This window comes from Actinoplanes sp. NPDC048796, from assembly GCF_040650035.1.
Lineage (GTDB): Bacteria > Actinomycetota > Actinomycetes > Mycobacteriales > Micromonosporaceae > Actinoplanes.
The window spans coordinates 241,189-259,710 of record NZ_JBEZGO010000009.1; the positions used below are offsets into that span (position 1 = coordinate 241,189).

At 72.2% G+C, this 18,522-nt stretch carries 12 protein-coding genes; 4 read left to right on the forward strand and 8 right to left on the reverse strand.

All coding sequences use genetic code 11. From position 1 onward, the window contains the following. Positions 1-47 precede the first annotated feature (47 nt). From AB0C26_RS32395 to AB0C26_RS32405, 3 genes are read right to left on the reverse strand one after another with little or no spacing between them, the layout of a single operon-like run. A complete protein-coding gene (locus AB0C26_RS32395) occupies positions 48-317 on the reverse strand; it encodes a hypothetical protein (RefSeq protein WP_360255240.1) in 270 nt (89 codons plus the stop codon). Between the two features lie 2 nt (positions 318-319). Beyond that, positions 320-2,095, reverse strand: a complete 1,776-nt coding sequence (locus tag AB0C26_RS32400; protein WP_360255243.1) for a HAMP domain-containing sensor histidine kinase — start codon at positions 2,093-2,095, stop codon at positions 320-322. Continuing rightward, positions 2,092-2,787 carry a response regulator transcription factor gene (locus tag AB0C26_RS32405; protein ID WP_360255245.1) on the reverse strand — a complete coding sequence of 232 codons (696 nt, stop codon included), beginning with the start codon at positions 2,785-2,787 and terminating at the stop codon, positions 2,092-2,094. Before AB0C26_RS32405 ends, AB0C26_RS32400 begins: the two co-directional genes overlap by 4 nt. A 90-nt stretch (positions 2,788-2,877) precedes the next feature. Between AB0C26_RS32405 and AB0C26_RS32410 the strand changes: the two genes are divergently transcribed. Genes AB0C26_RS32410 through AB0C26_RS32420 form a run of 3 tightly spaced genes read left to right on the forward strand, consistent with a single transcriptional unit; the run spans position 2,878 to position 5,773 of the window. After that, entirely contained in the window at positions 2,878-3,945 is a 1,068-nt protein-coding gene (locus AB0C26_RS32410; RefSeq protein WP_360255247.1) for a peptidoglycan-binding domain-containing protein, read from the forward strand. After that, a complete protein-coding gene (locus AB0C26_RS32415; RefSeq protein WP_360255249.1) occupies positions 3,942-4,613 on the forward strand; it encodes an ABC transporter ATP-binding protein in 672 nt (223 codons plus the stop codon). Before AB0C26_RS32410 ends, AB0C26_RS32415 begins: the two co-directional genes overlap by 4 nt. After that, complete coding sequence (locus AB0C26_RS32420; protein ID WP_360255252.1) at positions 4,610-5,773, forward strand: ABC transporter permease; 1,164 nt, start codon at positions 4,610-4,612, stop codon at positions 5,771-5,773. Before AB0C26_RS32415 ends, AB0C26_RS32420 begins: the two co-directional genes overlap by 4 nt. Before the next feature lie 26 nt (positions 5,774-5,799). On the opposite strand, the gene AB0C26_RS32425 is transcribed toward AB0C26_RS32420, so the two are convergent. After that, a complete protein-coding gene (locus tag AB0C26_RS32425) occupies positions 5,800-9,345 on the reverse strand; it encodes a hypothetical protein (RefSeq protein WP_360255254.1) in 3,546 nt (1,181 codons plus the stop codon). Positions 9,346-9,433: 88 nt separating this feature from the next. Here AB0C26_RS32425 and AB0C26_RS32430 point away from each other — a divergent pair, with 88 nt between their 5' ends. Continuing rightward, positions 9,434-10,264, forward strand: a complete 831-nt coding sequence (locus AB0C26_RS32430) for a hypothetical protein (RefSeq protein WP_360255257.1) — start codon at positions 9,434-9,436, stop codon at positions 10,262-10,264. A 61-nt stretch (positions 10,265-10,325) separates the two neighbouring features. On the opposite strand, the gene AB0C26_RS32435 is transcribed toward AB0C26_RS32430, so the two are convergent. The 4 genes from AB0C26_RS32435 to AB0C26_RS32450 all read right to left on the reverse strand — a co-directional run bounded on the left by AB0C26_RS32435 (position 10,326) and on the right by AB0C26_RS32450 (position 18,421). After that, a complete protein-coding gene (locus tag AB0C26_RS32435; RefSeq protein WP_360255260.1) occupies positions 10,326-10,904 on the reverse strand; it encodes a hypothetical protein in 579 nt (192 codons plus the stop codon). 99 nt (positions 10,905-11,003) lie between these two features. After that, entirely contained in the window at positions 11,004-13,859 is a 2,856-nt protein-coding gene (locus tag AB0C26_RS32440; protein WP_360255263.1) for a glycoside hydrolase N-terminal domain-containing protein, read from the reverse strand. 21 nt (positions 13,860-13,880) lie between these two features. Next, entirely contained in the window at positions 13,881-15,578 is a 1,698-nt protein-coding gene (locus tag AB0C26_RS32445; RefSeq protein ID WP_360255265.1) for a ThuA domain-containing protein, read from the reverse strand. A 14-nt stretch (positions 15,579-15,592) separates the two neighbouring features. Continuing rightward, positions 15,593-18,421, reverse strand: coding sequence for a PQQ-dependent sugar dehydrogenase (locus AB0C26_RS32450; protein WP_360255267.1), 2,829 nt, complete (start codon positions 18,419-18,421; stop codon positions 15,593-15,595). Positions 18,422-18,522 lie beyond the last annotated feature (101 nt).

Below are 18,522 nucleotides of genomic sequence, written 5' to 3' on the forward strand. Positions count from 1 at the left end.
GCAAGCGGTAGTGCTCATCCGGGTGGTGGTACGCGGTGACACTGACGTCAGAGGCGCCGGGGCGCCGCCGGGCCCTCCAGGAAGAGCAGCAGCTCGTGGAGGCCGTTCTGTTCGCGCCAGAGTTCGGCGGTGATGACGGTTCGCTGCTTCGGGCTTCGTTGTGCCTTGCGGCGGGTCCACATGCGGGCGACCAGCTGTCTTTTGTCCCCGCCGCCGGCGACCGGGGCGGCGCCGCACCACTGGACCAGCCAGTCGCCGGTCCACGCGGCTGCCTCGTCGGGCTCGACCCAGTCCCGTACCCGCACCCAGCCCCGCATGCTCACCATTCTTCCGGATCGGGGGCCTTGAGCCGAACCGTGAAGGTGGTTCCCTCGCCGGGGACACTCCGTACCTCGATGCCGCCGCCGTGGGCCTCGGTCAGTTTGCGGGCGATGGCCAGGCCCAGGCCACTGCCGCCGGTGGCGCGGCTGCGGGACTCGTCGGCTCGCCAGAAGCGGTCGAAGATCTTCGGGAGGTTCTCCGGGGCGATGCCGACGCCGGTGTCCCGGACCGTGATGGTCGTGTCCGTCGCGGTCACCGTGACCGAGCCGCCGCGCGGGGTGTAGCGGATGCCGTTGGAGACCAGGTTGCCGATCAGCTGCCGCAGCCGGACGGCGTCGGCCTTCACCACCGGCTGGCCCGTCACCTCCATGGTCAGGCGGACCCCGGCCGCGTGGGCCGGAGCCCGGTGACTGTCGACCACCTGGGCCAGCACCTCGCGCAGCGGCGCCGGCCGCAGGTCCAGCCGTAGCGGCCCGGCCAGGTCGCTCAGGTCGTCGATGATGTGCTGGAGCAGCAGGGCCTCCTCGTGCAGGAGGCCGACGAGCTGGGCGTCGGTGGGCGCCAGGTCGTCCTGGGCCGCCTCGAGCCAGCTGCGGATGTTCGTGAGCGGGGTGCGCAGCTCGTGCGCCACGTCGCTGACCATGGCCCGGCGCTGCGCCTCGGCGCGGTCACGGCGTTCGGTCGAGTCGTTGAGGGCGCGGGCCAGCCGGCCGATCTCGTCGCGGGTCGACACCGGCACCGGGCCCTGGCCGGCGGCCTCCGTGAGCACCCGCAGCGGGCGGACCAGGCGGCGGCCGACCAGCACGGTGACCCCGATGGTGGCCAGCAGGACGCCGCCGGTGGTGGCGACGATCCGGATCGTGTTCTGCTCGGACAGCGTGAACCGGGTCTGGTCGGCGCCCGCGGCGGGGTCGGTGACGAACAGCAGGGCGGGCGGGGCGACGTACGACTGAAGCATGGCCCGTCGGGACTTCTCCACACAGCCGCGGACCCGGGCCGGCGGCGCGGCCGCGCTGGTGCTGTCGGGCACGGCCACCGGTTCGGGACGGTCGGCGATCAGGAAGTACGTCGAGAAGTCCGGCCGTACGCCGAGCCGGAGCTCCCGGGGCAGCCGGGCACAGGTGGTGACCAGTCGCCCGAGCTCGCGCAGCGGGCCCTGCTCGGCCGGCGTCGTCGCCGTGGGCAGCCGGTCGTTGCAGGCCGCGGCGTTGCTGTCGATGCCCGGTCCGGTCGGGACGACCGACGGGCGCCCGTTGGGCAGCCTTACCACCTCGCCGTCGCCGCCACCCTCGCGGATGCAGGTCAGTGTGTCGGCCGCCAGCTTGTCGAGCCGGCCGCGCTGGGCCGGTGGGACCAGGAACGGGCCGGTCGCGCGCGGGTCGATGCGTTCCGTGCCGCCGCTGAGCGCCAGATCCAGGTTGAGCGGGTCGACGGTGGCCGAGGCGCGGGCGCCGGCCAGCGAGGGGCCGGGGCCCGAATCGGCGATCACCGCCCGGTCGGCGGTCATCAGGGTGATGCGGCGGCCGAGTTTGGCCGCCCGGTCGCGGATCAGCTCGGGGGCGCCGGACCAGTCGGGGTGCCCGGCCGCGTAGCCGACCAGCAGGTCGTAGACGCCCTTGTCCTCGGTCAGCGAGCGGCCCTGTTCCTGGCGCAGGGCCCGGGTGGCGGTGGCGGTGGCCAGCCAGGCGGTCGCCGCGATGGCGGCGACGGCGATCAGCACCGACGTGACCAGCAGGCGGGTGACCAGGCTGTGCCGCAGCGGAACCCGGCTCACGGCGTCTCCGCGGTCAGCTTGTAGCCGACCCCGTACACGGTGAGCAGATGGGCCGGATTCTGCGGATCGGCCTCGATCTTGCGGCGCAGGTTCATCACGTGCACGTCGATGGTCCGCTCGGTGGAGCTGCGGTCGATGCCGCGCGTGTGGTGCAGCAGCTGGGCCCGGCTCAGGACGCGGCCCGGCTGCTCGGACAGGGCGGCCAGGATGGCGAACTCGCCGCGGGTGCACTCGACCCGCTCGTCGCCGACGGTGACGTGGTGGCGTACCGGGTCGATGCCGAGCCGCCCGACGCGCCGCAGCTCGCCGGCTTCGGGCGGCGCTCCCCGGCCGGCCCGCCGCAGCAGGGTCCGGACCCGGGCCATGAGTTCCCTCGGGCTGTACGGCTTCGTCAGGTAGTCGTCGGCGCCCAGCTCGAGCCCGAGCAGCATGTCCTCCTCGGTGGCCCGGGCGGTCAGCATCAGCACCAGCACGTCGGACTCGGCCCGCAGCGTGCGGCACACGTGCAGGCCGTCGAGGCCGGGCATCATCACGTCGAGCACCAGCAGGCCGGGCCGCCACCGGCGGGCCGCCTCGAGCGCCGCGCGCCCGTCGTGCACGACACGGACCTCGTGACCCTCGGCGACGAGATAGCGCCGTACCACCTCGGCCTGGCGGGGATCGTCCTCGGCGAGCAGGACCTGAGCAGACATGGCGGCGATGGTAGGTCGGCGGCGCGAGGACCGGAGATCTTCGCGGGACACCTGACAGCTTTCTAACGATCTCCGGCGACGCTCGTCGCCATGCAACCGAAGATCGTGGCCTGGCTGGGCGGGATCGTGCTGGCCGGGGCGCTCGGGGCCGGCGGAGTGGTCGCCGTCTCCCGGCACCGGGCGGCCCCGGAGCCGGTGCCCGTGCCCCAGGAGAAAGTCGCGACGGCGAAGCTTCAGCGCCGCACCCTGTCGACGACGAAGAAGCTCGACGGCAGCGTCGGCTTCGGCGCGGCCCGGCCGCTCTCCGGCCACACCGGCGCCACCGTGACCTGGTTGCCGGTCGCGGGCGCGACGATCGTACGGGGAAAGCAGCTCTTCCGGGCCGATGACAAGCCGGTGATCCTCTTCTACGGCGGCATGCCGCTCTACCGCCCGATCGCCGGGCCGAACCTGGTGGGCCGGGACGTGGGAATCGTCGCCAAGAACCTGCGCGCGCTGGGCTACCGGATCGGCCACCAGCCCTCGACGGTCCGGGACGGGGAAGGCGTGCTCACCGCCGATCTCATCAAGGCCGTCAAACGCTGGCAGGAGGACAACGGGCTCCCGCCCACCGGCACGATCGCGGTCGGCGACGTCGAGGTTCAGTCCGGTGCCGTACGGGTCGACTCGATCACCGTCCAACCCGGCTCTCCGGCCAACACGGAGCTCATGACGGTCACCTCCACCCGCAAGGTGATCACCGTTTCGGCCGAGCTCGACACGGCCGCCGGGCTCGGCCGAGGTGACCACGTGACCGTCACGCTGCCCGACGACCGTACGGTCAAAGCCCGGATCCTCTCCGTCGGCCGCGCCCTCGCCTCACCCGAGGGCGGCGTGGCCGACGGCGCGGCCAAGCTGACCGTCCTGGTCACCGCCGACAAGCCGGCCGACCTGGCCCGGCTCGACTCGGCCGGGGTGCAGGTCAACGTGGCCGGCAAGGTGGCCGAGGACGTTCTCGCCGCGCCCGTCGAGGCGCTGGTGGCGCTGACCGAGGGCGGCTACGCCGTGCAGGGCCCGGACGGCCTGGTCGGCGTCACGACCGGCATGTTCGCCGACGGCTGGGTGCAGGTCAGCGGCCCCGGCCTGGCCGAGGGCATGGACGTGGTGGTCGCCTCGTGACGCTCGTGTCGGTCGGCCACGTGAGCGTGCGCTACCCCGGCGGGGTGACCGCCCTCGACGACGTGAGCCTCGCCGTCGACCGCGGCGAGCTGGCCGCCATCGTCGGCCCGTCCGGTTCCGGCAAGTCGACGCTGCTCAACATCATCGGCACTCTGGACCGCCCGACCAGCGGCACCGTCCGCATCGGAGACCGGGACGTGGCGACCCTGCGTGACCGCCGGCTGTCGGCGCTGCGGGCCCGGGAGATCGGCTTCGTCTTCCAGCAGTTCCACCTGACCGACGGGCTGAGCGCGGCCGAGAACGTCGCCACCGGCCTGCTCTACGCCGGAGTGCCCCGCCGCCACCGCCGCGAACGGGCCCTGCACGCCCTGGAGCGGGTCGGTCTCGCGCACCGCGCCCGGCACCGGCCGAGTGAGCTGTCCGGCGGCGAGAAGCAGCGGGTGGCGATCGCCCGCGCGCTGGCCAACGGCCCGTCGCTGGTGCTGGCCGACGAGCCGACCGGCGCCCTGGACACCGCCACCGGCCGCACGGTCCTCGACCTGCTGCGCCGGCTCAACGAGGAGGGCACCACCATCGTGCTGATCACCCACGACCGTGACATCGCGGCCGCGCTGCCCCGGCGGGTCGAGATCCGCGACGGCCGGATCGTCTCGGACGTACGCCGATGAGCCCCGTCGACCTGCTCGGGCTCGGCCTGCTGGGTGTGCGCACCCGCCCGGGCCGGGCGGCGCTGTCCGGGCTCGGCATCGCCATCGGGATCGCCACGATGATCGTGGTGACCGGCCTGCCCGCGTCGGGTCAGGCCGCCCTGGTGGAACGGCTCAGCGCGCTCGGCACGAACACCCTGCAGGCGACGGCCCAGCCCGATGTCCAGCCGCCCGCGCCGCTGCCCGAGTCGGCGGTCGAGATGGTCCGGCGCATCGGCCCGGTGACCGGCGCGTCGGCCGTGGCGAACACCCACGCGGCCGTACGCCGTAACGAGCGCACCGCGTCCAGCGGCCTGACCGCCCTGGCCGCCCGCCTCGACCTGCCCGCCACGATCCAGGCCCGGATCCGTTCGGGGGCCTGGCTGACCGCGGCCACCGAGAGGTTCCCGGCCGTCGTCCTCGGCTCGGTGGCGGCGGCCCGGCTGGGCGTCACCGATCTGCCCCGGGGCGACGCGGCGCCGCAGGTGGTGATCGGCGACCGCCGCTTCACCGTGGTCGGGATCCTCGGCCCCACGCCGCTCACACCCGACATCGACCGGTCGGTGCTGGTCGGCTGGCCCGCCGCGAAGTCCGAGCTCGGCTTCGACGGTCACCCCACGGTTCTTTACGTACGCGGTGAGGAGGCGCAACTGGAAGCGGTACGCGACGTGCTGGCCGAGACCATCTCCCCGGAACGCCCCGGCGCCGTGACCGTCACCCGCCCGTCGGACGCGCTCGCCGCCAAGCGGGCCACCGAAAGCAGCTTCTCGGTGCTGTTCCTGGCCCTGGCCGGGGTGGCCCTGGTCATCGGCGGCCTCGGCGTGGCCAACACGATGGTCGTCTCGGTGCTCGAACGCCGCTCCGAGATCGGCCTGCGCCGGGCCCTGGGCGCCACCCGGGGCCAGATCCGCGGCCAGTTCCTCACCGAGTCGGTCATCCTGGCCGGCGCCGGCGGCGTGGCCGGAGCCGGCCTGGGCCTGGCCGCCACGGTCGGCTACGCCGCCTGGCAGAACTGGCCCCTCGTCATCCCGGCCGGACCGGCCGGCCTGGGCGCGGCCGGCGCCGTGGTCATCGGCGTCCTGGCCGGCGTCTACCCATGCGTCCGGGCCGCCCGCCTCACCCCACGGGCCGCCATCTCCTGAACCACCCGCCCTGAACGTCCCAGGAGCTAATCGCCGTCCAGGGTCCAGACCCGCCGAACGCCGTGGAAGTATCCGGTGAGGAAACGAGCCATCCGGGCGGGATCACGCACCGGGGGCGGCTGTGGGGCGGCCCGAGGGAGAGGGACCAGGTTAGCCATCGGCACACGCTGGGGAAGACCGCTTCCACCGAGGAACCCGCCGATCCTCGGCTCGGCGTGGCGGACCGCGCGCCAGCTGACGTCGCTGGGACCGGCCCAGTCCAATTCCGTCAAGCGGGCGCCGCGGTCGCTGAACCAGGCCGACAGGACCGCCTCGTAGACCACGAGGCCGTCGTCCAGGGTGCCGTCCGGTATCGCGATGGTGGTGTCCGCGGTGTCCGGGGTGCGCACGCCCGCCGGGTGAGGACGGAACGGGAGCAAGCCGGTGCCGGTGGCCGAGGCAGCCGGTACCGGCCGGCCGATGTGGATCTCGAGGGCGATCAGTTCTCCGGCCGTGGCCACCAGGACCTGGCCGCGGTCGCCCAGGCGCAGGCCGGTGACCGGCACGCCCACGTGGATGCTGTCCAGCTCGGTGCCGGTGAGCAGCGACCACACCCGGACCTGGCCGTTCTGGTCGCCGGTGAGGCCCAGGGGGATCGCCTCGTCGAATCCGACAGCCACCGCTGTCACGGGTGCGTCGTGGGTGAGGGAGCGCTCGGCCGTACCGTCGACCATCACCACCGCGTCGGTGGTGGCCCGGGCCAGGCAGACCACCCGCTCGTCGATCCAGATGGCGTCCTGCGGCATGAGCGGCTCGGTGAGAGAGCCCAGGAGCCGGCCGGTGGGCAGGTCGATGATCGTCGCCGCTCCGGAGGTGTCCACCACCAGCACGGTTGGGCGGCCCGCGGTCCGCTCCACGATGAGGCGCCGGGGCGGCCGGTCGACGTCGACCGTGCGTCCGTAGCGCTCCCCCGTCTCGGCGTCGAGGATCCGCACGACACCTTCCGCGTCCGCGGACACCGCCAGAGTCCGCCCGAAGGCGGCGCCGAACGCCACCGCGGTCACCGCGCCGTCGTGCCGGTCCGGGACCCGCATCAGCTCCTTGCCGGTCGCGAAGTCCCGCGCCGAGACCGAACCGTCCTGTTCGCCGACCGCCACGATCGAGCCGCTGCCGGTCGAGCCGAGCGCCAGGGCGGTGCAGCGACGGTCTCCGAACGACAGCGACCAGCGCGGCCGCCAGGACAGCGCCTCGTGACCGGGCAGATCGACGAGACGCCGCACCATCGCCGAGTGGCCGGCGCGGGCGGCGGCCAGGGCGAGAGCGGTCCGCAGCCGGCGGCCGGCCGGCGGTGGTTCGGCACCGTCCAGGGCGGACCGGTAGATCTCGGCGACCGCCTGGTGCCGGGCGTCGTCGCTGCGTGCCATCGCCTCGCGCACGACCGCCGGGTCGGCCGCCACCAGCCATCCCTCGTCCAGCACGATCTCACCGAGCCGTCCCGCCTGGTCGGCGTGCTCGGCGATGTGCCGGAGCGTGTACGGCGAGGCCAGGTCCCAGCGGCGGCCCGGGTCCTCGCCCGGCGGCGCGACCTCGGAAAGCAGCCCGTCGAGCACGCGCCCGGGGTCCGCCGAAGGCTTCAGGTGGTCGGCGAGGCTCTGATGGTAGAGCTGATAGAGGATCGTCCCGTCCCGCTGGTCGGGGCCGGCCCGCAGGTAGAAGCGCGCCTCGTCCAGCGCGCCGAGGACGGCACGGACGTCGCTCGAGGGGTCCTGGGCCCGGCGCAACGTCTCCGCCGGCATGCCGTCGCCGCGCGCGTGCGCCAGCACGGTGAGGGTGTCGCGGACGCGGTCGTCGCACTCGCGCGTCCGCAGGTCGAGCTCGAGCAGGCCGGGCAGCGACAGCGGCACCGTCGCGCCGAGGTCCAGCGCCCAGCGGTTGTCGGCGACCGGTTCGTCGTACGCGCTCAGCACATGGCCGGCGAACAGGCCGGCGACCAGGAAGGCGCCCGTCTCCCGGTGCGCCTCGTCCCCGGTCAGCCGGGTCGCCACCTCGTTGGCCACGGTCATGGCGGGACCGACCACATCGCGCCGGTTCCAGCGCCGATCGGTCAGCAGGAGTTGGAGGACGTACTGCCGGATGTCCTCCCGCAGTTGCGCCGGCTCGGCCCGGTCGAGGTCGAGCAGACCACCGGCCCGCTCGGCCTCGGCCACGAGCGGGCGGAAACGCCGCCACGGCCGCATGCCGACCAGGAGACGAACCGCGCGTCCGTCGGCACAGGTGGTCCTGAGCAGCGGCAGGAGCAGATCCTCCATGATCTTTTCCCCGTCGACCGCCTCGTCCAGCGCGTCGATCACCACGACGGGCGGCTGGTCGAGTTCGGCGATGCGGTCGATCAGCTCCGGCGCTGTCAGATCGGCGGTTCTGGTGCCGAACAACTGATGCTCGATCGACGCGATCACCTGGTGGGGGCCCCGTTCGTGGGCGTGCACGGCGGCGAAGCGCGGGCAGGGCCGCAGGATGTGGTCGAGGTGTTCCCACAGCGGCCGGGTGTGCTCGTGAAGGTCGGGGTGGGCGGCGCAGACCAGGATGCCGATCAGGGCCGATTTGCCGGCGCCGGGGCTGCCCGTCACCACCCGCAGAGTCACGTCACCTTCGAGGTTGGCCCACGGTGCCAGATGACGCAGCTCCCGGTCCCGGCCGCGGAAGAAACCGGTCGTCGTGGCGGTCGCGACGGGACCGTGCGCCGCGGCCCGGCCGATGAAGTGCGCCGGATCGAGGCCGTCGTCCAGCTGGTCGACGACCGGTGCGAGGCGCGCGTAGGGATCGGCCGCCCGGCGCCCGGCGTGGCCGGCATGACGCGGGTTCGGGAAGAACGGCAGCGCGGACGGCATCGCGCTGATGTCCACCAGACTCGCGGTCACCCGCTGGGAGAACGCCAAGCGGCGATCCGCCTCCCACGTCACCGCGCGCCGGATTCGCTGGGCGATGGTGGTGATCGGTGCGTACCGGCGGGACTCGTCGATGTCGAGGACGCCTTCGAGTAGATCGCGGTTCACCTGGGTGACCGCGCGGGTGAACCGGCCGCCGTACGCCCGTTCCGACGGCCCGCACGCGGCAATCACCCAGGCCCGCGCGTCCTCGTCGCTGAACTGCGGCTGCCAGCTCAGGCGGGCGGCGTCCCCGGCGAAGCAGATGTCGAGCAGGAAAAGCGTCAGCGGCGCGTACGGGCCGGCGTCCACCACCGCACGCAGCCAGGTCTCCACGGCGGTCAGTTCGGTGTGCCGGCCGTCGGCCGCGACCACACGCAGCGCCCCGGTACGGGTGATCCACCCATGGCTGAGGACATGCACCACCAGGATGTCGGAGGGACCCAGGCGGTCGATGGCCTCGAGCACGGCGTGACCCAGGTCCTCGGCGGAGCTGTCCGGTTCGAGGGTGGTGCGCGCATAGCCGAGGTCGGCGAAGGAACCGGCCAGGGCGGCGATCTGGCCGGGGGCGTCCGGGAGGTCGGCCAGGCCCTCGGCCGGGGACGTGTCGGCACCGAACCGCCCGAATCCCGCGCAGATCACCTCGCGCGCCTGGGCCGTCTCGGGCACGCCACTCCTTACCGAAGTCCGTATGACCGGTTCGCTAGCGTCTCGAAGAAACCCTCATCGAGTCAAGATGCGGAAGGAACCCGCCACCATGAGCTCGCCCGTAGTCGCCGTCCACGGTATCTGGAACCGCCGGCGCGCGGCGCCCGAGGCCGCGGCGGTGGCGCTGGCGTCGAAGTGGAGCCTGAGTCTCGCCGCCGGATATCGGGCCGCGGGCCTCACCACGGCGCCACCGTCGGTCGCCGGGACCTACTACGCGCATCTGCTGAACGACGGGGCGCAGGGCGCCGTCCCGGATCTCGACCGGCTCACTCCGGACGAACAGCGCTGGGCCTGGTCGTGGATCGAAGCCTTGGGCGCACCGGACGAGGCCGCGCAAGGGCCGGTCACCTATCCGCTGCGGCAGGGGCTCGATTGGGTGGCCCGCCGGCACCGCCGGAGCGCCGAGATCGTCGGCCGTCTCATGTCGGCCTTCCTGCGTGAGGTTTACGTGTACATGACCCGGCCCGGAGTCCGGGAGCGCTGCCGCGACATCGTCATGGAGGCGATCGTGGGCAGCGGCGCCCGGATCGTGGTAGCCCACTCGCTGGGCTCCGTGGTGACCTACGAGGCGCTGTGCGCCAACCCCGGCCACGACGTCGATCTCCTCGTCACCGTCGGTTCCCCGCTGGCCCTGCCCGGTGTCGTCTTCGAGGGTCTGGTGCCGGAACCGCGCGACGGCCGCGGCGCCCGCCCGGCCGGAGTGGCGCGCTGGGTGAACATCGCCGACCCGGGCGACCTGGTGGCCGTTCCGGCTCGCCTCGGCGACCGCTTCCCCGTCGACCGGCACGACGAAGCGCACCTCGGCGCGGTCGACTTCCACACCCTCGACGGCTACCTGTCGTGCGGCCTGACGGCGGCGGCGATCGCACCGTACGCCTGAACACCGTGGACATCCTGTCCGAGGGCCGCCCGCCTCACCCCACGGGCGGCCGTCTCCTGAGCTACTTCCGGGCGGCGATGTCGCGCTCGCAACCGGGGATCAGGTCGAGGCCCATCGAAATGGACTTCGCGTCGTTCTGGTCACCGCCCAGCGCGATGCTGAGCCCGTCGTCGCTGATCTCGACGTACCGGACGCCCTTCTGTTTGAGGCACTTCACCGTCTCCCGCGCGAAGTCCTTGGCCTCCGGGTTGGCCGGATCCTTCTCCCACGGCGGCAGCGGGTAGAACTGCGGCTCACAGATCTTGTTGGCCGCCTCGAACTTCTCGGTCTGCTTCCCCGATACGCCGACCGGCCCGGTCTGTGCCTTCTTCCGCTCCTGCTCGATCGTGCTGCCCTTGACCATGCCGCCGTGGTCGGACAGGCATTTGTTGTACGGCCCGAGCAGCGCCTCGAACTCCTCCGGTGTCGTGTCCAGCCGCTCCCGGGGCCGCTGAGCCTTCGGCGAGGCCGACGCCGGGGCCGAGGTCGAGGCCGACGGGCTGACCAGGGTCGCCACCTTCGCCGTGCTCGTGTCCTCGGCCGGCTTGTCGCAGGCGGTCAGCGCGCTCAGCGCCACGACCGCCACCACCAGTCTCCGCATGATCTGACTCCCTGTCTCCGTGGCCGGGCTGGCTCCCGGCCGGGAGCCAGCCTGACCAGCGGACGTCAGGAAGTGATCAGGTTCTCCGTGCCGTCGGGGTCACAGGCGCTGGAGCTGGAAACGCTGGTTGGCGCCGGCGCCCGGTGTCCACTGCGAGATCCGGGCGCCGTCGGCGGTGGCGGCCTGCCACACGTCCATGGCCAGCCCGCTCTGGCGGTTGAGCAGCCGGACCACTCCCCCGCCCTGGTCCTCCACCCGCCACTGCTGGCTGGTGGCGTTCGTGTCCGGCTGCTGGGTGATGTCGGCGCCGGTGCCGTTCCCGGCGACCTGCAGCACCAGCCCGCTGTGCCGGGCCCGGATCCGGTGGTAGCCGCCGTCCGAGGCCAGGAAATCGAACTGCTGGTTGAGGGCGGTGGTGGGCTGCCACTGGATCAGCTGCGCGCCGGCGGTGGCCGACGCGCCGTTGATGTCGGCCGCCTTCTGACTGTGCTGGGCCACCAGCCGGTAGTACACGCCGGTCTCCACCGGCCCCGACCGGGTGGCCGACGCGCGGTAGGTGTGGCCGGCCTGGCCGGCGAACTCGACCAGATCGGTCTCCAGCCGAGTCGCCTGTACCACCGCGCCGCTCGTCTCGTCGCGGATCTCGAACGTGCCGGTGAAGACCCGGCCGCGGACCCGGACCGGGCCGGCGCGGTCGGGCGTGATGGAGAACTCGGTCCGGGTGGTGCTCCAGGTGGCGCCGACCGTGTGTCCGCCGCGGCCGCGCAGCCCGCTGACGCTGCCGGCCGGCCAGGCCGACGGCAGCGCGGGCAGCACATGCAGCTCGCCGTTGTGGCTGTGCAGCAGCATCTCGGCGATGCCGGAGGTGGCGCCGAAGTTGCCGTCGATCTGGAACGGGGGATGCAGGTCGAACATGTTCGGCGCGAGCCGGTCCGTCCGCACCAGATCGCGCAGGAGTTTGTGGGCGCGCGCCCCGTCCTCCAGCCGCGCCCAGAAATTGATCTTCCACGCCAGTGACCAGCCCGTCCCGTCGTCGCCGCGCAGTTCCAGCGTCTGGCGTGCGGCCTGGTAGAGCTGGGGTGTGCCGCGCCGGGTGATCTGGTTGCTCGGGTGCAGGCCGTACAGGTGGGAGACGTGCCGGTGGGTGCGTTCGGTCTCCACCCAGTCGGCGAGCCACTCCTGGATGTTGCCGCGCGAACCGACCCGGGTCGGCGCCAGCCGGTCCCGGGCCGCCAGCACCTGGGTGCGGAAGGCCGCGTCCACGCCAAGGACCTCGGTGGCGCGGGCGACACCGGTGAACAGGTCGCGCAGGATCTGGTTGTCCATCGTCGGCCCCGCGCAGACGCTGGCGTTCGCGTGGTGGGCCAGCTCCGGGGAATTCGCGGGGTTGGTGACCAGATACCCGAGGGTGGGGTGGGCCACCAGCGAGTCCAGGAAGAACTGCGCGGCGCCCTTCATCGCCGGGTAGTTGGCCCGGAGGAACGCGACGTCACCGGTGAACAGGTGGTGGTCCCAGATCATCGTGGCCAGCCAGGCGCCGCCGGTCTGCCACATGCCCCAGAACGCGCCGTCGACGACCGACGACCCGCGCCAGGCGTCGGTGTTGTGGTGGGTCACCCATCCGCCCGCGCCGTACTGGACCTGTGCGGTGCGGGCCCCGGTCACCGCCAGATCCTTGATCATGTCGAAGACCGGCAGGAAGCATTCGGACAGGTTCGTGGTGTCGGCCGGCCAGTAGTTCATCGGCAGGTTCGCGTTGACGGTGTACTTGGAATCCCAGGACGGGGCCATCTCCTGATTCCAGATGCCCTGCAGGTTGGCCGGCTGGGACCCCGGCCGGGAGGAGGCGATCAGCAGGTAACGGCCGTACTGGAACAGCAGGGCCGACAGCTGCGGGTCGTTGACGCTCGCGTGCTGGGCGATGCGCACGTCGGTGGTCTGGTCGGCCGCCGAGGTACGGCCCAGGTCGATCGTCACCCGGCTGAACAGCGCCTGGTGGTCGGCCACGTGCCGGGCGCGCAGCTGGTCGAAGCCGACGGTGCGGGCGGCGGCGAGGTGTCCCCGCGCGATGCCCTGGTAGTCGCCGTTGACCGTGCGGTAGTTGACGTAGCTGGAGCCGATGGACACCAGCACGGTGACGCTCGTGGCGCCGGAGACCCGGAGCGTGCCGCCCGAGCTGCTGACCGTGCCCCCGGTGACGCTCGCGCCGGCCAGGGCGAGGAACCGGACCGAGCCGGCGAGGCCCTCCATGTCGCCGGAGATGCCGTCGAGGGCGATCGTCGCGGAGTCCGGGCTGGACGTGGTCGTCCGTTGCGGGCTGTCGAACGTGGCGCTGAAGGTGATCGCGTTGGCCCGGTCGGCCGTCAAGCGGACCGCCACCACCTGGTCCGGCGCGCTCGCGAACACCTCCCGCTGATAGCGCACGCCGTTCTGCACGTACGTGGTGGTCACCGTGGCCGTGGTCAGGTCGAGCGTGCGGTCGTACTGCGACGCGCCGGAGGCGCTGCCGACGGCGAGCCGCAGGTTACCGACGGGCTGGTAGGCCAGCTGCCCGACGGGGTTGCCGAGCATCGTCTGGTTGATCAGATCCTGGGCCGCGACCCACTGGTCGGCGAACACCCGCCGGCGGATCTCGGCCAGGTTGGCCGCGCCGCGCGTGTTCGCCGAGTCGTAGGGGCCACCCGCCCACACGGTGTCCTCGTTGAGCTGGAGCCGTTCGGTGTCGATGTTGCCGAACACCATGGCCCCGAGGCGCCCGTTGCCGACGGGCAGGGCCCGCAGCCAGTCCGTTCCGGCCGGCTCGTCGTACCAGAGCGCCAGATCCCCGGCGGCCAGCACACCCGCCGGCGGCGCCGCACCGGCCTTGGCCGCCGCGGTCCACCCGGCCGGCATCAGCGCCGCCCCGGCCCCGGCCACGCCCGCGGCCAGGAGCTTCCTGCGTGTCACGTCACCCATGTGAGGTCTCCCCGCGTCGCGTCACGGAAGGGTCCAGCGCTGGTTGGCGGCGCCGTGGCAGGTCCAGATGATGAGCTGGGTCCCGTCCGCGGTGCCGGCGCCGTTGGCGTCCAGGCATTTGCCCGACTGGGGGTTCACCAGCGAGCCGTTGGTTCCGGGGGCCCAGTTCTGGCCGCCGGAGCCGTTGCACGTCGACAGCTGGACCGGCGCGGCGTTCGCGGTGCTGCCGCCGGCGACGCCCATGCACTTGCCGAGCGAGCGCAGGGTGCTTCCGTTGACCGTCCACTGCTGGTTGGCGCCGCCCGTGCAGCGCCAGAGCTGGATCTTCGTGCCGTCGGCCGAGCTGGCGCCGCTGACGTCGACGCACTTGCCGCCGGCGCTGGTGATCGGGCCCGTCCGAGGCGTCGTGCCGCCCAATTCCTTGATCCGGACGTTGCGGAACGACACGTCGTCACCGGTTCCGTGGTTCTGGAGGCCGATGTAGCCGGAGGTCAGCGACCGGGCCGGGTCCGTGTTGGTGAAGTCGTTGATCAGGACGCCGTTCAGCAGGACCTGGAGACGTTCGCCCTCGACCAGCAGCTCGTAGGTGTTCCACTCGCCCGGCGGGTTCAGGGCCGCGTCGCGGGCGGCGATGTCGGCCGACTGGGACCCGTACACCGAGCCGGTGGTCCGGTCGGCCGAGTCGGTGGCGTCGATCTGCACCTCGTAGCCGGTGGTCTGGGCCGAGTCGGGGGTGCTGCCGGCCGGGAATCCGAGCAGCACGCCGGAGTTGTCATCGCCCGGCGTCATCCAGTCGAGCTTGAGCGAGTACGAGCGGAACTCCTTGGCGCTGTACCACAGCATGCCCGGCCCACCGGACGAGGTGAGCGTCGCGTTGCTGTTGGCGAAACTCCCCGGTCCGGCCTGCGACCAGCCGGTGGTGGAACCGTTGTAGAGGGTGGTGTAGCCGGTCTCCGGCCGGCAGTCGGCCTTGGTGCGGTTCGCCGCGTACCTGATGCCGCCGAGGATCAGCGCCCGGAAGCCGGCCTCGCTGTAACTGGCCTGCGTGTGCCCGCCACCCGCGTAGAAGGAGCGACCACCTTGGTAGGTCTTGCACCAGGTGTGCGGGTGGTCGCCGCCCATCGTGCCGCCCGAGTAGGTCGACTCATCCAGTGTGGACAGTACCCGGGCCGACGACCGGGGGTTGGTCCGGAAGTTGTACCACTCGTCGGTCCGGGTCGCCGCCGGAGCCAGCCCGGCGGTGGCGGCGTGGGCCCGGTTCTCCGTCCGCACGGTGGCCGGCTGGATCGCCGGGTGCGAGGCGAAGTACGCCCCGACCAGCTCGCCGTAGAACGGCCAGTCGTATTCGGTGTCCGAGGCGGCGTGCACACCGACGTATCCGCCGCCGGCCCGGATGTAATTCTCGAAGGCGGTCTGCTGCGTGGAGTTGAGCACGTCGCCGGTGGTGTTGAGGAAGACGACGGCCTCGAACTGGGCCAGGTTGGCCGCGGTGAACTGGCCGGCGTCCTCGGTGGCGGTCACCGTGAAGCTGTTGGCCGCGCCCAGCTCCCGGATCAACTGGATGCCGGCCGGGATCGCGTCGTGCCGGAAAGCGGCGGTCTTGGAGAACACCAGCACGTCGTACGGTGCGTCGGCCGCGCGGGCCGGGCCGCCGGTGCCCGCGAGGGTCAGCAGCACCGCCGCCGCCACGCCGAGGATTTTGGAAGTGAGTGGGCGCATGGCCGGGATTCCTCTCATGGCAGGGTCCAGCGCTGGTTGGTGCCGCCGTGGCAGGTCCAGATGATCAGCTGGGTGCCGTTGGCGGAGCTGCCGCCGTTGGCGTCGAGGCACTTGTTCGACTGGCCGTTGACCAGGGATCCGTTGGTCCCGGCGGTCCAGTTCTGGGCGGCCGAGCCGGTGCAGGCCGACAGCTGCACCAGGCTGCCGTCGGCCGTGGCACCGCCGGCCACGCCCATGCACTTGCCCAGCGCGCGCCAGGTGCTGCCGGTGCGGGTCCACTGCTGGTTGGCCCCGTTGTTGCAGGTCCACAGCTGGATCTTGGTGCCGTCGGTGGTCGCCGAGCCGTTGACGTCGACGCACGACCCGCTCGCGCCGACGATCCGGCCCGTACCGCCACCGGTGGAGGTGGCACCGAACGTGAAGGCGTCGACGTCGAACAGCGTCCCGGATCCGCCCTGGAAGGTCAGATACAGAGTGGTGGTGCCGGACGGGACGTTGGACAGAGTCGTCGACACGTCGGTGAAGGTCTCATAGCTGCCGGTGACCGGCACGGTGACCGAGCCGAGCACGGTGCCGGTGGCCGATCCGGCGCGGACCGAGATCGTGCCGCCGGCGCCGCCGGACGACACCCGGGCCGTGAACCGGTTCTCGCCCGCGAGGGAGTACCGCGAGAACGCGATCCAGTCGCCGTTCTGGATGTCACCGACGGTTTGGCCGCCCTCGGCGGTCGTCTTGCTGTACAACGAGGTGCCGGACTGGGTGCCGCGGTGCTCGGCCTGCCGGTGCCGCGGCTGGAGAATCTTCTGTGCGCGGGTGGTCAGCGCGGGCTGGCCGTTGGCGCCCAGATCGGTGTATTCCGCGTCGAGGACCGCGAACAGGTTGGCCGCGGTGTCGTGCTCGCCGTCCACCGGGATCCGCAGCGTTCCCGAACATCCGGTGGCCGAGCTGATCGGGTGCGCGTGGTCGTCGTGACCGAGCAGGTAACTCAGCTTGACCCGGCTGCAGTCGACGGCGCCGTCCTCGGGATCCGACACCGTGATCGTGTACGGCACGTTGTCACCGAAGCTGAACAGGGCCCCGTCGGCCGGCGTGTTCAGCACGACCGTGGGCGCGGTGTTGCCCACCGTGACCGTCATCGAGGCGCTGGCGGTGAGGCCGGCGGGATCGGTCACGGTGAGGGTCACCGTACGCTCGCCGGCGGTGGTGTAGGTGTGGCTGGGGTTGGCCGCCGAGGACGTGCCGCCGTCCCCGAAGTTCCAGGCGTAGGTCAGCGCACCGCCTTCGGGGTCCGACGAACCGCTCGAGGAGAAGTTGACGGTCAGCGGGGCCGCGCCGGACGACGGGTTGGCCGCGACGCGGGCGATCGGCGCCTGGTTGTTGCCGGCCCCGTTGTACTCGATGCGGTACAGGGCCGAGCTGGCGTCGCCGTTGCCCCAGCCGGTGCCGTAGTCCAGCACGTACAGGGCTCCGTCGGGGCCGAAGGCGCTGTCCATGACCTGCGTGCCGCGCCACGGGAAGTCGCTGATCTGCCCGGCCGACCCGTCGGCGTTGACGTCGATGGTCTTGATCCAGCGACGGCCGAACTCCATCGCGAAGAAGTGCCCGTCCAGGGTCGCCGGGAACTTGACCGTGGACGGGTTGGACGCGTCGTACCGGTAGACGGCGCCGCCCATCGGCGACTCCGATCCGCAGCCGAACGCGGCCAGCGAGCAGTTGTCGTACTTGATCCACGCGGCGCGGGCGGCCGGCAGGTTGGTCAGGCCGGTGTTGCGCGGCGAGTTGTTCACCGGTGCGGCGCAGTTGAACCGGCTTCCCGAGGGACCCGACGGGAACGTGTAGTCCACGTAGGTCTCGTTCGTGGTGTTCGAGCCGGTGCAGTAGGGCCAGCCGTAGTTGCCGGCGGAGGTGATGCGGTTGAACTCCACCTGGCCCGCCGGCCCGCGCGCCGAACTGGCCGTGCCGGCGTCGGGTCCGTAGTCGCCGACGTACAGCACGCCGGTCGCCTTGTCGACGCCGATCCGGAACGGGTTGCGCAGGCCCATCGCGTAGATCTCGGGCCGGGTCCGGGCGGTGCCGGGCGGGAACAGGTTGCCCGAGGGGATCGAGTACGACCCGTCGGCGTTCACCTTGATCCGGAGAACCTTGCCGCGAAGGTCGTTGGTGTTGCCGGCGCTGCGCTGCGCGTCGTAGACCGGGTTGCGGTCGCCGCGCTCGTCGAGGGGCGCGTAGCCGCCGGAGTCGAACGGGTTCGAGTCGTCGCCGGTGGACAGGTAGAGGTTGCCGGCGGCGTCGAAGTCGATGTCGCCGCCGACGTGGCAGCACATGCCCCGGTTGGTGGGAACCTCCAGGACGGTCACCTGGCTGCCGGTGTTCAGGGTGAAGTCGGCGTTGAGCGTGAACCGGGACAGCCGGTTCACGCCGTTCCACACGGAGAAGTCCGTGCCGGTGGCCGGGGCGTCTCCACTGGGCGTGGAGAGGGGCGGCGCGTAGAAGAGGTAGATGAACCGGTTGCTGGAGAAGCCCGGATCCACCCCGACGCCCTGCAGCCCTTCCTCGTCATGCGTGTAGACGGGCAGGGTGCCGATCGTGCTGGTGACCCCGGTCGCGGTGGTGCGGCGCAGGACGCCGTTGCGGGCCGTGTGCAGCACCGAGCGGTCCGGCAGCACCGCCATCGACATCGGCTCGCCCAGTTCGCCCACCCCGCGGGCGAGTTCGACCTGCTGGAAGTCGGCCGCGTTCACCGGGTGCGAGGCGGCCGGGGACGCGGTACCGATAACGGTCGCCACCATGCCGGCGGCGGTGAGAACGGCGGTTGCTGCCGCCACTGAAGCGCGTGCTCTCATGAGCTGATCACCTTCGTCGTCGGCTTCGGATGTGGCCGGTGAACGCTGCCCTCAGGAAAGAACCCACACTCAGGGCCGCGAATGGTGAACGTTAACAACCT